The organism is Rhizobium sp. NLR22b, from assembly GCF_019685295.1.
Lineage (GTDB): Bacteria > Pseudomonadota > Alphaproteobacteria > Rhizobiales > Rhizobiaceae > Rhizobium.
Genome location: NZ_JABDWM010000016.1, coordinates 81940 through 102481 on the forward strand (window position 1 = coordinate 81940; position 20542 = coordinate 102481).

Annotated in this window: 16 protein-coding genes; 5 read left to right on the plus strand and 11 right to left on the minus strand. The window is 62.4% G+C overall.

The features are described 5' to 3' along the window. Window positions 1-33: 33 nt before the first annotated feature. The gene (locus tag HJC00_RS24055; protein ID WP_210630071.1) at window positions 34-1332 is read right to left on the minus strand and encodes an adenylosuccinate synthase; all 1299 of its coding nucleotides are present in this window, start codon (window positions 1330-1332) and stop codon (window positions 34-36) included. Between the two features lie 192 nt (window positions 1333-1524). Here HJC00_RS24055 and HJC00_RS24060 point away from each other — a divergent pair, with 192 nt between their 5' ends. Further along, window positions 1525-2442, plus strand: a complete 918-nt coding sequence (locus tag HJC00_RS24060) for a DMT family transporter (RefSeq protein ID WP_221144657.1) — start codon at window positions 1525-1527, stop codon at window positions 2440-2442. Here the strand turns inward: HJC00_RS24060 and HJC00_RS24065 are convergent, their stop codons facing one another. The 6 genes from HJC00_RS24065 to HJC00_RS24090 all read right to left on the minus strand — a co-directional run bounded on the left by HJC00_RS24065 (window position 2443) and on the right by HJC00_RS24090 (window position 12967). Further along, a complete protein-coding gene (locus HJC00_RS24065; protein ID WP_221144655.1) occupies window positions 2443-3291 on the minus strand; it encodes a GNAT family N-acetyltransferase in 849 nt (282 codons plus the stop codon). It lies immediately after the preceding gene. Between the two features lie 288 nt (window positions 3292-3579). Next, a complete protein-coding gene (locus HJC00_RS24070) occupies window positions 3580-5370 on the minus strand; it encodes a bifunctional diguanylate cyclase/phosphodiesterase (RefSeq protein ID WP_221164714.1) in 1791 nt (596 codons plus the stop codon). A 155-nt stretch (window positions 5371-5525) separates the two neighbouring features. After that, window positions 5526-7310, minus strand: coding sequence for an IlvD/Edd family dehydratase (locus HJC00_RS24075; RefSeq protein WP_221144653.1), 1785 nt, complete (start codon window positions 7308-7310; stop codon window positions 5526-5528). Window positions 7311-7596: 286 nt separating this feature from the next. Beyond that, complete coding sequence (locus tag HJC00_RS24080; protein WP_221164715.1) at window positions 7597-10797, minus strand: efflux RND transporter permease subunit; 3201 nt, start codon at window positions 10795-10797, stop codon at window positions 7597-7599. A gap of 117 nt (window positions 10798-10914) precedes the next feature. Further along, window positions 10915-12105, minus strand: coding sequence for an efflux RND transporter periplasmic adaptor subunit (locus tag HJC00_RS24085; RefSeq protein WP_183699070.1), 1191 nt, complete (start codon window positions 12103-12105; stop codon window positions 10915-10917). A gap of 46 nt (window positions 12106-12151) precedes the next feature. Continuing rightward, window positions 12152-12967, minus strand: coding sequence for an alpha/beta hydrolase fold domain-containing protein (locus HJC00_RS24090; RefSeq protein WP_221164716.1), 816 nt, complete (start codon window positions 12965-12967; stop codon window positions 12152-12154). Between the two features lie 166 nt (window positions 12968-13133). Between HJC00_RS24090 and HJC00_RS24095 the strand changes: the two genes are divergently transcribed. Beyond that, the gene (locus HJC00_RS24095; RefSeq protein ID WP_183699066.1) at window positions 13134-14045 is read left to right on the plus strand and encodes a LysR family transcriptional regulator; all 912 of its coding nucleotides are present in this window, start codon (window positions 13134-13136) and stop codon (window positions 14043-14045) included. Between the two features lie 244 nt (window positions 14046-14289). Here HJC00_RS24095 and HJC00_RS24100 read toward each other — a convergent pair whose 3' ends face one another. Next, the gene (locus HJC00_RS24100; RefSeq protein WP_210630062.1) at window positions 14290-15033 is read right to left on the minus strand and encodes an SDR family oxidoreductase; all 744 of its coding nucleotides are present in this window, start codon (window positions 15031-15033) and stop codon (window positions 14290-14292) included. A gap of 116 nt (window positions 15034-15149) precedes the next feature. On the opposite strand from HJC00_RS24100, the gene HJC00_RS24105 reads away from it, so the two are divergent. From HJC00_RS24105 to HJC00_RS24115, 3 genes are read left to right on the plus strand one after another with little or no spacing between them, the layout of a single operon-like run. Further along, window positions 15150-16058, plus strand: coding sequence for a LysR family transcriptional regulator (locus HJC00_RS24105; RefSeq protein WP_221164717.1), 909 nt, complete (start codon window positions 15150-15152; stop codon window positions 16056-16058). 24 nt (window positions 16059-16082) lie between these two features. Next, window positions 16083-16397 carry a hypothetical protein gene (locus HJC00_RS24110; protein ID WP_210630058.1) on the plus strand — a complete coding sequence of 105 codons (315 nt, stop codon included), beginning with the start codon at window positions 16083-16085 and terminating at the stop codon, window positions 16395-16397. Between the two features lie 48 nt (window positions 16398-16445). Then, window positions 16446-17063: a DNA-3-methyladenine glycosylase gene (locus HJC00_RS24115; protein ID WP_210630056.1), complete on the plus strand. Its 618-nt coding sequence runs from the start codon at window positions 16446-16448 to the stop codon at window positions 17061-17063. Between the two features lie 74 nt (window positions 17064-17137). Here the strand turns inward: HJC00_RS24115 and HJC00_RS24120 are convergent, their stop codons facing one another. From HJC00_RS24120 to HJC00_RS24130, 3 genes are read right to left on the minus strand one after another with little or no spacing between them, the layout of a single operon-like run. Continuing rightward, window positions 17138-18679 (minus strand): DHA2 family efflux MFS transporter permease subunit, encoded by a 1542-nt coding sequence (locus HJC00_RS24120; RefSeq protein ID WP_221144647.1) that lies wholly within the window; start codon window positions 18677-18679, stop codon window positions 17138-17140. After that, complete coding sequence (locus HJC00_RS24125) at window positions 18672-19895, minus strand: HlyD family secretion protein (RefSeq protein ID WP_210630053.1); 1224 nt, start codon at window positions 19893-19895, stop codon at window positions 18672-18674. The genes HJC00_RS24120 and HJC00_RS24125 overlap by 8 nt, the downstream gene beginning before the upstream one ends. After that, entirely contained in the window at window positions 19888-20352 is a 465-nt protein-coding gene (locus HJC00_RS24130; protein WP_210630051.1) for a MarR family winged helix-turn-helix transcriptional regulator, read from the minus strand. Before HJC00_RS24130 ends, HJC00_RS24125 begins: the two co-directional genes overlap by 8 nt. Between the last annotated feature and the right edge of the window lie 190 nt (window positions 20353-20542).

The window sequence follows — 20542 nt, forward strand, 5'->3', positions numbered from 1 at the left end:
CTGCCGAACTGTCCTCCACAGTGGGCCGTGACCTTAATCCTCAAACGGATCGGTCACAAGTATCGTGTCGTCCCGTTCCGGACTGGTGGAAAGGAGCGCGACCGGCGCTCCGATCAGTTCTTCGACCTGGCGAACATACTTGATCGCCTGCGCCGGAAGATCCGCCCAACTGCGGGCGCCGACGGTCGATTCTTTCCATCCCTCCAGCGTGACATAGATCGGTTCGACCCGAGCTTGCGCTCCCTGGCTTGCGGGAAGATGATCAATCTGTTCGCCGTCGAGCATATAACCGACGCAGATCTTCAATTCCTCGAGACCGTCGAGCACGTCGAGCTTGGTGAGCGCGATGCCGGTGATGCCGTTGGTGGCGACCGACTGGCGCACCAATGCTGCGTCGAACCAGCCGCAGCGACGCTTGCGCCCCGTCACGGTACCGAACTCATGCCCCTTCTCACCCAGGAACTGGCCGATTTCGTCGGTTAGCTCCGTCGGGAACGGACCTTCGCCGACGCGTGTCGTATAGGCCTTGGTGATGCCGAGGATATAGCCGAGTGAGCCAGGTCCCATGCCGGAACCGGCCGCCGCCTGGCCGGCCACGGTGTTGGAGGAGGTTACGAAAGGATAGGTGCCGTGATCGATGTCGAGCAAACTGCCCTGCGCGCCTTCGAACAGGATGCGGGCGCCCTTGCGACGCTCCTTATCAAGCAACAGCCAGACCGTGTCGCGGAACGGCAGCACCCGATCGGCGATCGAGGTCAGTTCGTCCATGATCGCCTGGTGGCTGACCTCGGCGACGCCGAGGCCGCGGCGAAGCGCATTGTGATGCGTCAGGATGCGGTCGACCTTGCCGGAAAGGCTGTCGAGATCGGCAAGATCCATGACCCGGATGGCGCGGCGGCCGACCTTGTCCTCATAGGCCGGGCCGATGCCGCGGCGCGTCGTGCCGATCTTCGTGCCGCTGTTGGACGCCGCATCCTCGCGCATCGCGTCGAGCTCGCGGTGCAGCGACAGGATGAGCGTCGCATTGTCGGCGATCCGCAGATTATCAGGCGTCACCTTAACGCCCTGCGCCTCCAGCCGGCCGATCTCGGCGATCAGGGCATGCGGATCGACGACGACGCCGTTGCCGATCACAGCCATCTTGCCGGGACGCACGACGCCGGAAGGCAACAGCGAGAGCTTATAGCTCGTGCCGTCGATGACGAGCGTATGGCCGGCATTGTGGCCGCCCTGATAGCGCACGACAATATCCGCACGTTCCGAAAGCCAATCGACAATTTTGCCTTTGCCTTCGTCACCCCATTGCGAACCGACCACGACTACGTTCGTCATCCAACTCTTCCTGTTACCGGCGGAGAACCGCGCACCTGCTCAAACCCGCGCATCTATAAAGCTTTGTTTTTGGGAAAGCGACCCTGTTGTCACAGCCGATTGGGCTTTTTACGTGACAAATCAGCAGCCGGCAGTCTATTTCCCCTGGGAAAAAGCCGATTATCTCTAGCAAAGTGACGAGGAAGCACGCTCTTGCAAGCCACAGCCTATATCTGCCTCGTCATCGCCACCCTCTGCTGGGGCGGCAACTCCGTCGCCGGCAAACTTGCGGTCGGTCATATCAGCCCGATGATGCTGACCTTTCTGCGTTGGTTCCTCGCCGTCGCGCTCATCGCCTTGATATCCGTGCCGCAACTGAAGAAGGATTGGCCCGTGGCGAGGAAAAACCTGCCACTGCTCCTTTGCTACGGCGCCATCGGCTATACACTCTTCAACGCCATGCTCTACTCGGCGGTAAAATATACGACGGCGATCAACGTCGCCATCGAGCAAGCCGGCATTCCGATGCTGATCTTCCTGTTGAATTTCTTCTTTTTCCGCACTGGTATCTCGCTGGCGCAATGTTTCGGCTTCGGCATGACGCTGCTGGGCGTGGCGCTGACGGCTTCCCATGGCGACCTCGCCACGCTGCTGCAATTGCAGCTCAACCGGGGCGACGGGCTGATGCTGATCGCGATTGCCGCCTATGCGCTCTACACCATCTTCCTGCGCTGGAAACCGGCGGTGGATTGGCGCACGCTGATGGCCTTCCCCGCCCTCGCCGCCATGCTGACCTCGCTGCCGCTGCTTCTTTGGGAGATCGCCCGCGGCGTTGCGCAGTGGCCGGACCAGGCCGGTTGGAGCATCACCTTCTATACGGCGATCTTCCCCTCATTGCTGGCGCAGATCCTATATATCAAGGGTGTCGAGGCTATCGGCGCCAACCGCGCCGGTCTCTTCATCAATCTCGTGCCGGTGTTCGGAACACTGCTCTCAGTCGTTCTGATTGGAGAACGGCTTCAGTCCTTCCATATGATAGCGCTGATGCTGACGCTCGGCGGCATCGCGATCGCCGAAAAGGGCCGACCGAAAGCGTCCGCTCCCACCGTGCCCGCCTCGCCCGTGGACTAGCTAACCAAGCTCCAGCGTCGTCACTCCGAAAACATGCTTCAACGGGATGGCTGGCGCTGGTCCCCGATACATCCGCATGGTCTCGAACACCGGCTGGAGGCCTATGCTTTCGGCAAGCGCGATAGCCTCGCGGTTTTCGACGGGGATGTCGATGAAGATCTGAGCGCCCTTTGCTTCGGGGATTAATTCGACAAGCAGCGCCGCGGCGCTGTCTGCATCGTTGGCGAAAAGCGGGCCGATCTTGTAGCCTTCATAGCAGCGGCGGATCGTGCCGTAGCCGCGGATCTTGTGGCTTTTGCGGACCACAGCCGTACGCCGCCCCTTACGGCTGCTGCACCACGTGGCGAGGAAGGCATCCCGCGGCTGCGGAAAGATCGCCGCATCATAACGCTGCAGCCCTTCCAGGCGTGAATCCAGCGCCGGCTGCGCGACAAGCGTCGAGCCCGGCAAAGAGGAGGCAACGCCGCCGTAACGAATGGTGGAATAGGCGGGCTCAAAGCCAGCCTTGCGATAATTCCCCTGCTGCGCGGCAACGGCGTCGAGACCGATCGTCCGACCTTCCGCCGTGGCGATCCCCGCTTCCCAGATCGCCTTGCCATAGCCCTTGCCGCGGAAATCCGGGTGAACGATGTAGAGGCCGAGAAAGGCGAAGCTGTCGCCATATTTGACGACTGAGAGCGAGCCGACGGGGACTTCACCGACGGAGCCGACGAAAAATCCCGACGGATCGGCTTCGAGGAATGCAAACGAATCGTCGAGACCCGGGTTCCACCCCTCCTGACGCGCCCATTCGAGCACGAGTTCCAATTCGCCGGGCCGCATCGAACGAACGGCAAATTCCGAATTCATGCGCCCTTCCCAGATTGAATGTCCCGCAAGTCCATCCCGCCAACGGCAAAGCAATTGTCAGGTCACCGCCACCGCACCTGCGAATGATGGAGAAGCAGCGCCGATGGTCTTGACCACGCCTATAGTCGTTTTCAGTAAGCTTCGTTTCCGCATTACCATGAAACAATGCCGTTGCAAGCTCAAGAAAATTACTTGGCGCCCAATAATCGTCCTGCCGGCGCGAATAAATGTCGCGCCGAAACCTCTCGCTTACTCAACCCCGAAGACCAAGAAGCATTTCAGCGGAAATCAGCCACCTATCGCTGCCCTTTGCTTTTCCACTCCGCCCGCGAGCGAAGGGAACAGCCGGTCTGTCTGGGCTGCCGGCGCGGGATAGCCGAACGCATAACCCTGCAGACCGTCGCAACCCAACTGCGCCAGCACCGCGGCGTGTGCCTCGGTCTCTATGCCCTCGGCGATCACCTCGACATCGAGCGCCTTGGCGATCTCGACGATTGATCCTACGACGCGCCGCTGCTCGTCCGAGCTGACGACCTCAGCAACGAGTTGCCGGTCGATCTTCAGCCGCTTCGGCCGCAGCTTGACGAGACCGATGAGCGAGGCATGGCCCGATCCGAAATCGTCGATTTCGATGTCGATGCCCAGCTGTTTGATGTCATCGATATGATCGAGCAGCTTTTCGTCGCTGTCGTCCAGGAAAATCGTCTCGACCAGCTCGAACACGACTGCGCCCGGCGGAATATCGAGCTTCTTCAATTTGCCGAGCAGCGCCGGATCGGCAAGGCGCGACGCCGAAATGTTGACGGCGATGCGCGGAACCGCAACGCCCCGCAACTGCCAGGACAACCGGTCTTCGAGAACGCTCTTCAGAATCGCGGCGTCGATCTCGGCCGCAAGCCCGTGCTCGTCGGCGACCTTGAGGAACACCCCCGGCGCAAGCACGCCCTTCTCGGGATGTTTCCAGCGGGCCAGCGCCTCGAAGCCGATCACCTCGCGCGTTTGGGCGTCGAGCTGCACCTGATAATAGGGAACAATCTCGCCGCGATCCAGACCGAGCTTGAGCTCTTCAGCCAGGCGGCGTTTCGATCGCAGATCTTCCTGCAGTTGCCTCGTAAAGAATTCGATGCGGTTGCGCCCAAGCTTCTTGGCTTGATAGAGCGCCAGGTCGGATTCGGCCAGGAGGTTGCGTGCCCGCCGATCGCCGCTCCATGAAACGCCGATCGATGCACCGGATTGCAGCATCTCTTGACCGAAACGGATCTTCTTCCGCAGCCGCCGCTGAACATCCTCTGTGATCAATCTCAATTCCGCGAGATCGGCGAAATTGACGAGCACGATAACGAACTCGTCGCCGCCAACGCGGGCAACCATACCGTTCGCGGGAATGGCAGCGGTGATGCGAAGGGCCGCGGCCCGCAGCACCGCATCGCCGGCCGCATGGCCGTGGCTGTCGTTGATCTGCTTGAACTGGTCGAGATCGAGATGCAGGACGCCAAGCGTCGTGACGCTCCGGTCCGCCGGCAGCTCTGCGAGCCGTTTGTCGAGCAGGCGGCGGTTCGGCAGACCGGTAAGGTAATCATGATCGGCAACATGCTCGATGCGCGCATTGCTTTCCTCAAGCGCCAGCGCTCTCGCCTCGGCCACCATCTTCTGTCGCTCGAGTTCCGCGTTGAGCTGCACGTCGGCCGTCACATCCCATTCGGCGCCGATGAAGGAGGGCGCCCCCTCCGCATCCACATAGAAATGCGCCCGCGAGCGAAGGTGGCGGATCTCGCCGCTCGGCAGCACGATCCGGAATTGCGAGTCGTATGCGCCTCGCGCCGTGATCGCCTGTTCGAAATCGCTTTCGGCCCGCTCGCGGTCATCAGGGTGGATCGCATTCGACCAGAACCATGCCGGCACATGTCGGCATGTCTCGCCGGTTTCGTAGAGCCGGTGCATCTGCGCATCCCACAAGATCCCGCCCTTGGCGATGCTGTACTCCCAGACTCCGATCCGGGATGCATCGAGGGCGAGTTCGAGCCGGCGCAGAAGATCCTGGAACTCTTGTTCGGATCGTGTGGCTTTGTTTTCTGACAACGCGGTCTCAGCCTTGGAAGCTTCCTTAATTGCAATATGGTCTCAAGCCGGCATTAAAGAAGCCTTGTGCGGACGCCCGAACTGGTCACTAGGTGAACTGTTCGTTACGACGTTCCTTTTTGGATCATGAGATTGCAATCTGCGTTCAAACCACATCAATGGTTGTGCCGTGGCGTGTTTTTCGCGATCTGGCGGAACTCCGAAGCCCCCTCTAAAACCGCGCCGTCAGACAGTTGCGTGACCGAGCGGCGGTAGATCCGCTGCCACGGCGTCGCATCCGCCGGCACCGCCGGAATGCCGTCGGCCTTGCGCCGCTCGATCTCGGCGTCATCCACCAGCATGTCGCAGCGCCCCACATTGAAATCGATGCGGATGACATCGCCGGTCCGAAGCCAGGCGAGGCCGCCACCGGCTGCACTTTCCGGCGAGGCGTTGAGAATCGATGGACTGTCGGCGGTGCCCGACTGACGGCCGTCGCCGATCGTCGGCAGACTCCGGATGCCGCGTTTCAGGAGATGATCCGGCGGCTGCATGTTGACGACCTCAGCCGATCCAGGCCAGCCGAGCGGCCCCGCTCCGCGGATGACGAGGATGGTATCCTCGTCGACGCCGAGTTCAGGGTCGTTGATGCGCCTGTGATAATCCTCGGAACCATCGAAAACCACCGCCCTGCCCTCGAAAACACCTTCCCGCCCGGGCTCCAGAAGATAGCGCTGGCGGAAATCTTCCGAGACTACGCTCATCTTCATGATCGCGAAATCGAAGAGATTGCCCTTGAGGACGAGGAAGCCCGCCCGCTCCTTCAGCGGTTCGTCGAAAGGCCGGATGACCTCGCGGTCGCTGGCCTGGCGGCCTTTCAGGTTCTCGGCCATCGTCCTCCCCGTCACCGTGCGACAGTCGCCGTCGAGCTTTCCGGCCTGCAGCAGCTCCCACATGATCGCCGGCGTGCCGCCCGCGCGGTGATAGCGCTCGCCGAGATAGGCGCCCGCCGGCTGGACATTGGCCAGAAGCGGGATATCGAAGCCGTGCACCTGCCAGTCATCGGGATAAAGTTCGACGCCGGCGTGCTTGGCCATGGCAGCCAGATGCGGCTGCGCATTGGTCGAGCCGCCGATCGCCGAATTGGTGCGGATCGCATTGAGGAACGCGGCCCGCGTCAGGATATCCGATGGCTTCAGATCCTCGAACACGATCTCGACGGCGCGCCGTCCGGTGCGGTAGGCCATCTGCCCCCGCTCCCGGTAGGCGGCCGGAATGGCGCCGCAGCCGGTGAGCGATAGGCCGAGTGCTTCCGCCAGCGCATTCATCGTCGAGGCGGTGCCCATCGTATTGCAGTGACCGACGGATGGAGCCGAATCGAGCGCCGCCTGCAGAAACTCCTCCCGATCGATTTCACCGGCCGCATATTTCCGCCGCATCCGCCAGATGACGGTGCCGGAGCCGGCCAGTTCCCCCTCGTGCCAGCCATCGAGCATCGGCCCGCCGGAGAGCACGATGGCCGGAATATCGACTGTCGAAGCAGCCATGATTGCCGAAGGCGTGGTCTTGTCGCAGCCGGTGGTCAACACGACACCGTCGAGCGGATAGCCGTAGAGGATCTCGACAAGGCCGAGATAGGCTAGATTGCGGTCGAGGGCGGCGGTCGGGCGCTTGCAGTTCTCGAAGATCGGATGCGTCGGAAATTCGATGGGGATGCCGCCCGCGTCGCGAATACCGTCACGCACGCGCTTGGCGAGCTCGACATGCACCCTGTTGCAGGGCGTCAGATCGCTACCGCTCTGGGCAATTCCGATGATCGGCCTGCCGGACCGCAGTTCTTCCGGCGTGATGCCGTAATTCATGAAACGCTCGAGATAGAGCGCCGCCATGTCGATATGATCGGGATTGTCGAACCAATCCTGCGAACGCAGGCGGCGCTTCTTCGGTTGGCTGTCCGTCATTATCATCCTCCCGATCGGCTATTCTTCTCTTTGAAGTCGAGAAGCGAAGCACTGCATTCCGTCACCATTTCCGCAACCGCGCCGGCTTGCCGGCATCGACTACCCGGATGGTGGAGATGGAGCCGCGCCGATCCTCCCATCTGCTATCCGTCTTTGATAGTCCCCTCGTCCACGGTTGCAACCGTTTTGATGAACGTAACGCATTTTCGTCGGGTGTCGGAAATCGATACGGGCGAGAACCGAAGTTCCCGCCCGATTTACTCGACAAAGGAAGATTGAATTCCGTTTATTCCGCTGCGAGCCGGATGACCTCGGCCTCTTCCTCCTTGTGCTCGTCCGGCTTGTGCTGGATGAGCGGACGGTTGCCCGTCAGCCGTCGCAGCAGCACGTAGAACACCGGGGTCATGAAGATGCCGAAGAAGGTCACGCCGATCATGCCGGAAAACACCGCGACACCCATGGCGGCGCGCATTTCCGCGCCGGCGCCCGTGGAGGCGACCAGCGGCACGACGCCCATGATGAAGGCCATGGAGGTCATGAGGATCGGGCGAAGGCGAAGGCGGCTGGCCTCGACCGCCGCCTCCCGCGGCGTCCTGCCCTCGAACTCCAGTTCGCGGGCGAATTCCACGATCAGGATCGCGTTCTTCGCCGAGAGGCCGACTAGCACCACGAGACCGATCTGGGTGAAGATATTATTGTCTCCACCGGTGAGCCAGACACCCGTCAGCGCGGCCAGCACGCCCATCGGCACGATCATGATGATCGCCAGCGGCAGGGTCAGGCTCTCGTACTGGGCAGCCAGCACCAGGAAGACCAGCAGCAGCGCCAGCGGGAAGACGACGACGCTCGAATTACCGGCCAGGATCTGCTGATAGGTCAGATCCGTCCATTCGAAGTCGATGCCGGCAGGCAGTGTCTCGCGAAGGATCTTCTCGATTGCCGCCTGCGCCTGGCCGGACGAAAAGCCCGGTGCCGGACCGCCGTTGATATCGGCGGCGAGGAAGCCGTTGTAACGGTTGGCGCGTTCGGGACCGGTGCTCGGCTCCACCTTCAGCAGCGCCGAAAGCGGGATCATCTCGCCCGATGCCGAACGGACCTTCAGCTGCCCGATATCTTCCGGCTGGGCGCGGAATTTCGCATCGGCCTGCACCCGGACGCTGTAGGTGCGGCCAAACGCATTGAAATCGTTCACATAGAGCGAGCCGAGATAGATCTGCAGCGTCTGGAAGACGTCGGTGACGGAAACCCCGAGCTGCTCGGCCTTGGCGCGATCGAGATCGGCATAGAGCTGCGGCACGTTGATCTGGAAGCTGGAGAACAGCCCGGCAAGTTCAGGCGTCTGGTAGGCCCTGGCAAGCACTGCCTTGGTCGCCTCATCGAGCGCCTGGTTGCCCAAGCCTGCGCGATCCTCGATCTGCAGCTTGAAACCGCCGGTCGTGCCGAGACCGTTGACCGGCGGCGGCGGGAACATGGCGATGAAGGCATCCTGGATGGCGCCGAATTTCTGGTTCAGCGCCATGGCGATGGCGCCGCCAGAAAGATCCGGCGTCTTACGCTCCTCGAAATCCTTCAGCGTCACGAAGACGATGCCGGCATTCGAAGAGTTGGTGAAGCCGTTGATCGACAGGCCGGGGAAGGCGATTGCATTGGCGACGCCGGGCTGCGCGAGCGCGATATCGGTCATGCGCTTGATGACGTCTTCCGTGCGGTCGAGGCTTGCGGCATCCGGCAGCTGAGCGAAGCCGATCAGATACTGCTTGTCCTGCGACGGCACGAAGCCACCGGGAACCGTGGTGAACATGCTGTAGGTCGCGCCGACCAGCGCCAGGTAGACCACCATGACGATGCTCTTGCGCGACACCAGGCCGCCAACACCTTTGCCATAGGCATTCGAGCCTGCGCCGAAGAGGCGGTTGAAGCCACGGAAGAACCAACCGAAGATCGCGTCCATGAACCGCGTCAGCCAGTCCTTGGGCGCGTCGTGGCCCTTCAGCAGAAGGGCGGCGAGGGCCGGCGACAGGGTCAGTGAGTTGAAGGCCGAGATGACGGTCGAGATCGCGATCGTCAGCGCGAACTGACGATAGAACTGACCCGACAGGCCGGAGATGAAGGCGAGCGGCACGAATACCGCGACGAGCACCAGCGCGATCGCGATGATCGGACCGGACACTTCCTTCATCGCCTTATAGGTGGCCGCGCGCGGCGACAGGCCATGCTCGATATTGCGCTCGACGTTTTCGACGACGACGATCGCGTCGTCCACCACGATACCGATGGCAAGCACCAATCCGAACAGACTGAGCGCGTTGATCGAGAAGCCGAAGACATACATGACCGCGAAAGTGCCGATGATGGAGACCGGAACCGCGATCAGCGGAATGATCGAAGCGCGCCACGTCTGCAGGAAGACGATGACGACGAGGACGACGAGCGCGATGGCTTCAAGCAGCGTGTCGATGACCTTCTCGATCGAGGAGCGGACGAATTTCGTCGTATCGTAGACGATCTCGTATTTGACGCCCTCAGGCATGGCCAATTGCAGCTGATCCATGGTTGCGCGCACGTTGTCGGCGATTTCGATCGCATTCGACCCGGGCGCCTGAAGGGCGGCCACGGCGACGGCCGGCTTGCCGTCGAGCAGCGACCGCAACGTATAGTCGGCGGCGCCAAGCTCGATGCGGGCGACGTCGCGAAGGCGGGTGATCTCGCCATTGGCGCCCGTCTTGACGATGATGTTGCCGAACTCCTCGGGCGTACGCAGGCGGCCCTGGGCATTCACGTTGAGCTGCAGGTCGACGCCCGGCTGGCTCGGCGAGGCGCCGATAATGCCGGCGGCCGCCTGGACGTTCTGCGAGCTGATCGCGTTGCTGATGTCGCTGGCGGCGAGTTCATGCTCGGCGGCCTTCTGCGGGTCGATCCATACACGCATCGAATAATCGCCGGCGCCGAACACCTGCACCTGGCCGACGCCGGGGATGCGGGCAAGCCGATCCTTGATGTTCAAGGTCGCGTAGTTGCGAAGATAGGTGATGTCGTGGCTGTTCCCGTCGGAGACGAGGTTGACGACCATGATGAAGTCGGGCGAGCTCTTGACTGTCGTGATCCCGAGGGCGCGCACCTCCGCCGGCAGGCGCGGTTCGGCCTGCGAAACGCGGTTCTGCACGAGCTGCTGTGCCTTGTCAGGGTCGGTGCCGAGCTTGAAGGTGACGGTGACATTGAGCACGCCATCCGACGTCGCCTGGCTCGACATGTAGAGCATGTCCTCGACGCCGTTGATCTGCTCTTCGAGCGGTGTCGCCACGGTTTCGGCAATGACGCTCGGATTTGCGCCGGGATAGGTGGCGCGCACGACGACCGACGGCGGCACGACGTTGGGATACTCGGAAATCGGCAGCGCCCGCAGGCCGATCAGGCCGGCAACGACGATGAGGACCGAAAGAACGCCGGCAAAGACCGGCCGGTCGACAAAGAATCTGGAGATGTTCATTTCAAAGCCCTCTCCGGGGTGAACATGGATGCAAACTCCCTCTCCGGCGGGTGAGGCGCCGCCGGCGGGTCATATTATTTCGGGTATCGGCCTTCCCCCGCAGGAGAAGGCGGGATCTTACTGAGCGGTCGCGACCTTCTCTTCCATCTGCGGAACGACGACGGCACCGGGACGGATGCGCTGCAGGCCGTTGACGACGATCTTCTCGCCGGCCTTCAGGCCACTTTCGACCACCCGCTGCCCCTCAGTCAAAGCGCCGAGCTGCACCTGCCGGTAGGCGACCCTGTTCTCACCGTCGACGACGAAGACGAATTTCTTGTCCTGGTCGGTGCCGACGGCGCGGTCGCTGATGACGATCTTGTTCTCGGCCTTCGGCTGGCCCATGCGCACGCGCACGAACTGGCCGGGGATGAGGCGTCCGCCCGGATTATCGAAGACGGCGCGCACACCGATGGTGCCGCTCGATGCGTCGACCTCGTTGTCGATCAACTGCAGCTTGCCCTTGATCGGCGTGCCTTCGTCGGCGAGCGTGCCGACCTCGACCGGAATCTCTTCGACGGGCGGCAGGGCGCCGTCCGTCTGCGGCAGCTGGGCGAGAGCGCGGGTCACCATCTCTTCGCTGGCGTTGAAGCTCGCATAGATCGGATCGACCGAAACGAGCGTCGTCAGCGCAGGCGAGGCCGATCCGGCCGCAACCAGGTTGCCTGTCGTCACCTCGATCTTGCCGATGCGGCCGGCAACCGGCGCCCGTACCTGAGTATAATCGAGATTGAGCTGGGCAGACTGCAACGCGGCTTGTGCCGAACGCAAGCCTGCCTGCGCCTCGGCCAGCGCGCTCTGGCGCTGATCGAGATCGCTCTGGGAGATGGTGCGGTTATCGGAAAGCCTGCGGCCGCGGTCAAGCTCGGTCTGCGCCAGACTGACCTTGGCTTCGGCCGAAGCCACCTGGCCTTGGGCCTGCGCCACGCTCGCCTGGTAGGGAGCCGGATCGATGGTGAAGAGCAGGTCGCCCTGCTTCACCAGCGCGCCCTCACGGAAAGCCACCGAAAGGATCGCGCCTTCGACACGGGGACGGACCTGGACACGATCGACCGCTTCGAGACGGCCGGAGAAGGTCTCCCAGGCCGTCACGTCGCGGGCTTCGACCACGGCCACCGTCACCGGTACGGCGGGAGGCTGCGCGGGAGCGGAAGCTGCCGTAGCCGTCGTGCTCATCGGCAGCTCGAAAAACAATGCAGCGCCTGAAACGGACGCAATAAGTCCTATGCCGGCGCCCACGAGGGCCCAGCGCTTGCTTCTGGACGTCATCAGTACTCTCCTTGCGGCCCCAGGCCGCCAAAATATCAGATCTTCTTCAATGCAATTGCGGTTGGACGCTTACGTCCTGTAGGAAACGTCCGAAATGGCGGCTGACGTGTTCCTGCCAGTCGGGTGCCTCCCCAGATTTCCCACCATAAATCGAGGGCCAGCCCGTCCCGGCGGGAAGGACATGCTGGCGCACACCGACGCCGGCCTTTTTCAGGCGGGCACCGTAACCGAGTGTTTCGTCGTGCAGAGGATCGTCCTCTGCGGTGAATATCAGCGCTGGCGCGACGCCTGAAAGACGCGAACAGAGGCAGGGGGCCGCGTAGGGGTGGCAGCCGCCACCGCTCAGATAATGGCTCCAGCCGTCCGCCCAGCGCTGTCGCATGCCGATCGCTTCGGCCTTGCGGATCGACGACGTGCCCATGAAGGGATCGAGCAGCGGTGAAATCAGTACCTGGCCGTCGAGCGCATCCGGCATCTGATCGCGCGCCTTGAGCGCCACTCCGGCAGCGACGTTGCCGCCCGCCTCCTCGCCGGCGACGAATAGCAGCGACTTGCGGTCGCCGAGACCAGCGGCGCGCTTGTTGGCGAGATAGGTGAAAACGGAGAAGGAGACTTCCAACGCCTTCGGAAAGAGGTTGCCGGACAGTGTGCTGTAATCGACGGCGGCGACGATGGCGCCGGCTTTGGCGAGACTGACGGCAACCGGCCGGTCGACATTCGTTTCGCTGTCGAGAAATGCCCCCCCATGCAGGTAAAGCACGATCGGCGGACCCTTGCCGTAATCGGCGCCTTGGTAGACACGCGCGGAAACGGGGCCGATGGCCACCTTATCCAGCATCATGTCCTTCCATTCTACCGTCATCGATCCTGTCTCTTTTGCACGCAACCGCCGGGCACACAGCACCTGCCGCTTGCATTTCGTATAAAAAAGATATTGTTATTCAGAACAGGGAATAAGAAGCAATATCGCGATAACACTGTTCCGATTCTCGAATAATGGTGCAACGCAAACTGCGGACTTGAAACCGATGGATCAACTTTCGGCAATGCGCGTCTTCATCCGCGTCGTGGAGACGGGCAATTTCACCCGCGCCGCCGACATGCTCGCAATGCCCAAGGCGACGGTGACCAATCTCATCCAGGGCCTGGAAGCGCATCTGCGCACCAAGCTTCTGAACCGCACCACGCGACGGGTCATGGTGACCACGGACGGCGCGCTTTATTACGAACGCGCCGCCCAGATCATCTCCGAGCTGGAGGAACTCGACGGCAGCCTCTCCAACTCGCAAAGCTTGCCGAGCGGGCGGCTGCGCATCGAGATGAGCGGCGCCTTTGCTGACGCCATCGTCGTTCCGGCACTTTGCGATTTCTACCAACGCTATCCCGACATCCGTCTGGATCTGGGGGTCAGCGACCGCACGGTGGATTACCTGGTCGAAAACGTCGATTGCGCGCTGCGGGCGGGCACGCCCACCGACCAGTCGCTGATAGCCCGGCGCGTTTCGGAGATGGAGCTCGTCACCTGCGCTTCGCCGAGCTACATTCAGAAATTCGGCATGCCCGAACGGCCGGAGGATTTGGAGGCCACGCACTACTCCGTCAGTTATTTCCGCGCCCAGAACAACCGGACCCTGCCCTTCGAATTTCGCAGGGGCAACGAAATGGTCGAGACTACCCCGCGCTGCATCGCCTCGGTCAATGACAGCCGCACCTATCTGACCGCGGCCCTGACGGGCCTCGGCGTCGCGCAGGTGCCGACCTTCATGGCGCGTGAACCGATGCGGCGGGGCGAACTCGTCCGCGTGCTGCCGGACTGGCGCCGCGATCCGGTGCCGCTTTATGTGGTTTATCCACCGAACCGCCACCTCAGCAACAAGGTCCGCGTCTTCGTCGATTGGCTGGTCAAGCTCCTGGTCGAGGCCAAGCTGAACGATTTCTAGAGCATGTCGCGCGGCGGCAAAACAGAGACGGCCCGGAAGGCAAGAGAAACCTTCGACGGGCCGCAAATTTTGAACATCGGACCTGTCGCGCCGCAGACTGGGCGCGGCAGGCTCTGGAGGTTCGGGAGAGAGCGTCAGGGAACTCCACTCTCTCGCGATAAAGTAACTATAGCCACTCCCGACAAGATTGTAAGGGGGAAGACCTACAATCTTCGTTCACATGATTGCGATGACGGCGCCTTCGTCAGATCACGCCGCCATTGGCGCGCAGCGTCTGGCCATTGATCCAGCCGCCGTCCGGGCCGGCGAGAAAGGCGACCACGCAGGCAATGTCCTCAGGCGAGCCGAGCCGCTCCAGCGGGTTCATCTTCGCCATGCGGGCAATGAGTTCCTCCGTCTTGCCGTTGAGGAAAAGATCAGTAGCCACCGGCCCGGGCGCGATGGCATTGACCGTGATGTTACGGCCGCGCATCTCCTTGGCCATGATCGCCGTCAGCGTTTCGACGGCGGCCTTGGTGGCGGCGTAAACCCCGTAGGTTTCGAGCTTCAGCCCGACGACCGAAGTCGAAAAGTTGATGACCCTGCCGCCATCGCGCAGGCGCCGGGCCGCTTCCCTGAGCGTATTGAAAGTGCCCTTGAGATTGACGCCGATCTGGCGATCGAAGTTTTCGTCGTCAGCCTCGGCAAGCGACGACAGCATCATGATGCCGGCATTGTTGACGAGCACATCGACGCCGCCAAAGGCGTCTTCCGCAGCGTCGAACATCCGCCGGACGGCTTCAGCATCGCTGACATCCGCCTTGGCCGCCAGCGCCCTGCCGCCAGCCTGCTCGATCTCTCGGGCGAGGTCTTCGGCCGCGGCCGCACTGCCGGAATAGTTGACGACGACGGTGAAACCGTCTCTGGCGAGGCGTCTGGCAACGGCCGCGCCGATACCACGGGAAGCGCCGGTGACCAGTGCGATCTTGCTGTCTTTGTTGGAAGCCATTGTTCTTCTCCTTCTGCGCCGCAGCGCGTTTTCGATGAGAAGAAGATGAGCCTTTTCCTGCGGCGGATAATCGTGCATTCTCCGCCATCACTATCCGGGAAATACGAACAAAGAAGATGGACAGGTTCGATGCCATGCGTGTGTTCTGCCGCGTTGTAGAGCGCCGCAGCTTCACCCTCGCTGCGGGAGACACCGGCCTGCCGCGCTCGACCGTTACTGACGCTGTCAAGCAGCTCGAGGCCCGCCTCGGCGTGCGCCTGCTCCAGCGCACGACGCGCCATGTCAGCCCGACGCTCGACGGCGAGGCCTATTATCAGAGCTGCCTGTCGATCCTCGCCGACATCGAGAACGCGGAAGGGGCCTTTGCCGGCGCCAGACCGAAAGGCCTGCTGCGCGTCGATGTGCACGGCACGCTCGCGCGCTATTTCGTGCTGCCGAGCCTGCCGTCTTTTCTGGAGAGCTATCCCGAGATCGAGTTCTATATGAGCGAAGCCGATCGGCTGGTCGATCTGGTGCACGAAGGCATCGATTGCGTGCTGCGCGTCGGTACGCCTGCGGACAGCGACATGATCATCAGGCGTGTCGCCATGCTTGATGAGGTCACGCTCGCCTCTCCCGCCTATGTCGCCGCGCGCGGCCTGCCGCAGCATCCGGACCGGCTTGCCGGCCATCGCATGGTCGGCTTCCGCTCCAGCAGCGCGGACGGTCTGCTGCCGCTCGAATTCATCGTCGATGGCACGGTACACAAGCTAAGTATTCCCGCGACCGTCACCGTCAACGCCGCCGAAAGCTATGTTGCTGCAGCGAGGATGGGCCTCGGCCTGATCCAGATCCCGCGCTACCACGCCGAAAAAGACCTGTCCGACGGCACGCTGGTCCACGTGCTCCCGGATTTTCCGCTGACCCCGACGCCGGTCTCCCTGCTCTATCCCCGCAACCGCCAGCTTTCGCCGCGCGTGCGCGTCTTCGTCGATTGGCTGGTGAAGGTCTTCGCTCGACAAAATTCCAAAAACACGCTTTGCTAATATGAGCGCTTGCGGGGAAGGGCCATGGCACTCAGCGATATCACCGTCTATCAGACGGAAGACGGTTTCGTCGTCGAATTCGGCGGTGAAGGCGAAGACAGCATTGCCGTAACGCTGCGAAGCGCAGCCCAACTGACTTCGGAAAATGCGGTCGCGCGCGCCAGGGCCCTGCTTGCGGCAGCAACCGAACCAGCCCATGGCGACGGCGCACGCAGCAAGGATCCGGCCTTGCTCGAAGAGGAGCTGGAGGAAGGTCTGGAAGATTCCTTCCCTGCCAGTGATCCGGTCTCGGTTACATCATCCTCGATCCCGATGCGTGATCCGAATGCCGGCCGCTGACGCGGCCGGCCTCATCAAATGGTTTTGGGATGACGGCGGCGGCAGCGAATGTTATCTGCCTCGGTTATGACCGATGGTGGAATGACAAAGAGCTCGATCGGCGCCGGCGCGCTTGCCGGCGAAGGCCTCAGGGCGTTTTTCGAGCGCGACGCGATCACTGTGGCCCGCGACCTGCTCGGCTGCCATCTCACAGTTCATGGCGCCGGCGGCCGCATCACCGAGACCGAAGCCTATTTCCCCGATGACGAAGCCTCGCACAGTTTTCGCGGCCCGACCAGGCGCAACGGCGCCATGTTCGGCCGGCCCGGGAATGTCTACATCTACCGCATCTACGGCATGTACTGGTGCCTGAACTTCGTCTGTCATCCGGGCTCGGCCGTGCTGATCCGGGCGCTCGAGCCGGAAACGGGAATTGCCGCCATGACGGAGCGGCGCGGCACCGATATGCTGACGGCGCTCTGCAGCGGCCCGGGCAAGCTCTGCCAGGCGCTCGGCATCGATATCGAAATCAACGACAGGCCGCTCGACCGCCCGCCCTATGCGCTGACACCGTCTGCGCCGGTGCCTGTCGTCTCGGGAAAACGCATCGGCATCACTAGAAATGCCGAAGCACCGTGGCGCTTCGGCATTCAGGGATCGCGATATCTCAGCAAACCGTTTCGCTAAGCAATTCCAGCAAAAGTGTGAAGCGGTTTTGCCCGGAAGCCGGCTTTCCCAGGGATTGCGTAAACGCTTGAAGTCTATTCCATGACCGCGCTGTGGTCGACGGCGGGCGCCGCCTTCGGCTTGCGCAGCAGCAGCGCCAGCGGGATGACCGCGAGCGACATCAGCATCAAGAGCTTGAAATCGTCCATATAGGCGATGATCGTCGATTGCAGGGTGATGATCTCGTTGAGCGAAGCACGGCCAGTGGCCGTCAGGGGGCTCAACCCTTGCGCCGCCATGGCGTTGAAGGCGTGGTTGAAAGGCGTCACATAGGCCGCGATCGACTCGTGATTTCTCTGCGTGTTCTCGACGATCAGTGCCGAGACGATCGAGATGCCGACCGCCGAACCGATGTTTCGCGACAGATTGTAGAGGCCGGTGCCGTCGCCACGCATTTGGGCGGGCAGCGTCGCGAAGGCAATCGTCGTCAGCGGCACGAAGAGAAAGCCGAGGCCGGCGCCCTGGATGAAGCCGACCGAGACGATCGTCCATTGCGAAACATCGGGCGTCCAGCCCGTCATGTCGTACATCGCCCAGGCGGTCAAGCCGAGGCCGAGCACCAGCAGCAAGCGCGTATCGACCTTGCCGATCAGCCGTCCGACAATGAACATGCAGAGCATGGTGCCGAGCCCGCGCGGCCCCATGACGATGCCGGCGGTGATGACGGGATAGCCCATAAGCGTCTGCAGATAGGGGGTCATCAGCGCCAACGAGGCGAGATAGGTGACGCCAACAACGAAGATGAAGATCATGCTGACCGTGAAGTTCTGGTCGAGAAACAGCTTCGGATTAACGAAGGATTTCTCTGCCGTCAGCGTGTGCACCAGAAGCAGATAGAATGCCGCGGCGCAGACAATCGCTTCGACCATGATCTCGCCCGAGGAAAACCAGTCGAGCTGTTCGCCGCGGTCGAGGAAGAGCTGCAGCGCGGCGATGAACAGGCTCATCATTCCGAAACCGAACCAGTCCAGCTTGGCAAGCAGATCCCGCTTGGTCTCGGTGACGAAGACGACGATGCCCATGAAGGCGAGCGCGCCGATCGGCACGTTGATGTAGAACACCCAACGCCAGCTGATATTGTCGGTCAGCCAGCCGCCGATGACCGGGCCGAGCACCGGCCCGACCATGACCGAGACGCCGAAAAGCGCCATGGCCGAACCGCGTTCCTCGACAGAATAGATGTCGAGAAGGATGCCCTGGGAAAGCGGCACCAGCGATGCGCCGAACAGGCCCTGCAACAGGCGGAAGGCGACGATCTGGTTCAGCGATTGCGCAAGGCCGCAGAGAACGGAGGCGGCCACGAAGCCGGCGATGGCGACGAGCAGCACGCGCTTGCGGCCGAATTTCGCGGCGAGGAAACCGGAGGGCGGCGTCATGATCGCCGCCGCGACGATATAGGAAGTGAGCACCCAATTGATCTGGTCGGCGGAGGCAGACACGCTGCCCTGGATATAGGGCAGCGCCACGTTGGCGATCGTCGTGTCCAGCGCCTGCATGATGACGGCGAGGATGACGCAGGCCGTGATCGCGCCGCGATTGGCGACCGAGGTCGCCGGAGATGCCAGAGCGTCACTCATGGTCCTCGCCCTGAGGCCGGCCCAGAAGCGTGTTGACGAAGTCGGGCAGGCCTCTGATATGGCCGGTATCGATGTCGACGACCGTGCTCATGCCGACGCGCAGCGGCGGCTTGCCTGCGGCATCCTCGATGCTGACGCGCATCGGAATGCGCTGCACGACCTTCACCCAGTTGCCGGTGGTGTTCTGCGCCGGCAGCAGCGAGAAGCTGGAGCCGGAGGCCGGGCTGATGCTCTCGACCTTACCCTTCCACGTCACGCCGGGATAGGTGTCGACGTAGATCTCGGCGGTCTGACCTGCTTTGACATAGGTCAGCTCGGTTTCCTTCGGGCTGGCGGCGATCCACAGATGATCGGTGGCGACAAGCGAGAAGGCCTGCTGCGAGGCCTGCAGGTAGGAGCCGACCTGAAGCGCGTTGACATTGGTGACGATGCCGTCGAACGGCGCCTTGACAACACTGTGGTCGAGTTCGCGCTGGGCGTTGTCGACCTGCGATTTGGCCTGCAGATAGAGCGGGTTTTCCTCGACCGGCTGGTCGGCGCTGCCGCCGAGCTGGGCGAGCGTCGTTGCTGCTTCCGCCTTGGCGACGGCAACCTTCTGCTGAGCGGCCTCCAGATTGTGCTTGGCCTCGTCGTAGGCCGACTGCGTCGCGCTGCCGTTGTTGACGAGGGCCTGCTGCCGGTCGAACTGATCCTGGTAATAGGGGAGATCGGCCTGCGCCTGGGTGATCTCGGCGAGAGACTGCTGATAGCTCGCCTTGAGGTTCATGATCTGGTTGCGCTGCGCGCCGAGCTGCGCCTTGGCGCCGTCGAGCGCGATTTTGAAGGAATCGGCCCTCAGGCTGAACAGCACCTGCCCCGCCTTGACCGCCTCGTTCTCATGCACGTCGATCTGATCGACGATGCCGGAGACATCGGTGGTGACCCCGACCATGTCGGCCTGGATGTAGGCGTTGTCGGTCGACATCACCTGGCCGCCATTGACGTAATAATAGCCGCCGACGACGAGCGCCACCGGCAGGAGCGCGAACAGGATCGGCCGCGTGAGACTGCGCCGGCGGCGGACCTTGCTACCGCCAGGCGCAGCCACGGCAGCAGCCGGCGCTGAATTGGATGAAGGCGCTTCGGCTACCGTTTCCTGCTGTTTCGCTTCATTTTCTTCAACAGGTGACTTGGCATTGGCGTCGGCAACGACGCGGAGGGGAGATTGATCAGCCATCGTTCATCTCATTCTCGTCAACCGGGGTCCTGCATGCCTGGACCAGGTTGGTCTTCATTACGGACAGGATGTGGAAAAGCTGCTCGCGCTGCTCAGCTGAGACCCCGTCCAGTGCCTCTGCGCGGGTGACATCGCCAAGTTCGCGCATTTCGGCGAGCAGGGGATGCGCCTCGTCGCGCATGTAGAGCAGCCAGATCCGCCGGTCGGTCGGATGCTGGCGGCGTTCGATGAGCCCACGTTCGGCGAGCTTGTCGAGAATGCGCACCAGCGTGATCGGCTCGACTTCGAGAATCTCGGCAAGGCCGCTCTGGTGGATGCCCTCGTTGTTCGAGAGATAGGCGAGCGTCTGCCATTGCGACCGCGTCAGGCCGAGGCATTTCGCGCGTTGCTCGAACCGCTTGCGCAGCAGCCGTGCGACGTCGTGCAGAAGGAAACCGAGTGTGGGCGTGGCGTTCATGGAAACCTATGCCGGATATTTATAAGCATACTTATGATATGGCCACATATATTGAGCACAGATGCCTGCACAAGAGCGCAAGCCGGCGATTCCGCAACCCCGGCCAAAATGCCGCAGGCCGCGGCCGGGCGCTTGCCGTCCCTCACAGCTTTAGGCTCGAACGGTAGCCGTGGCATCGCCCGGCCCTAGT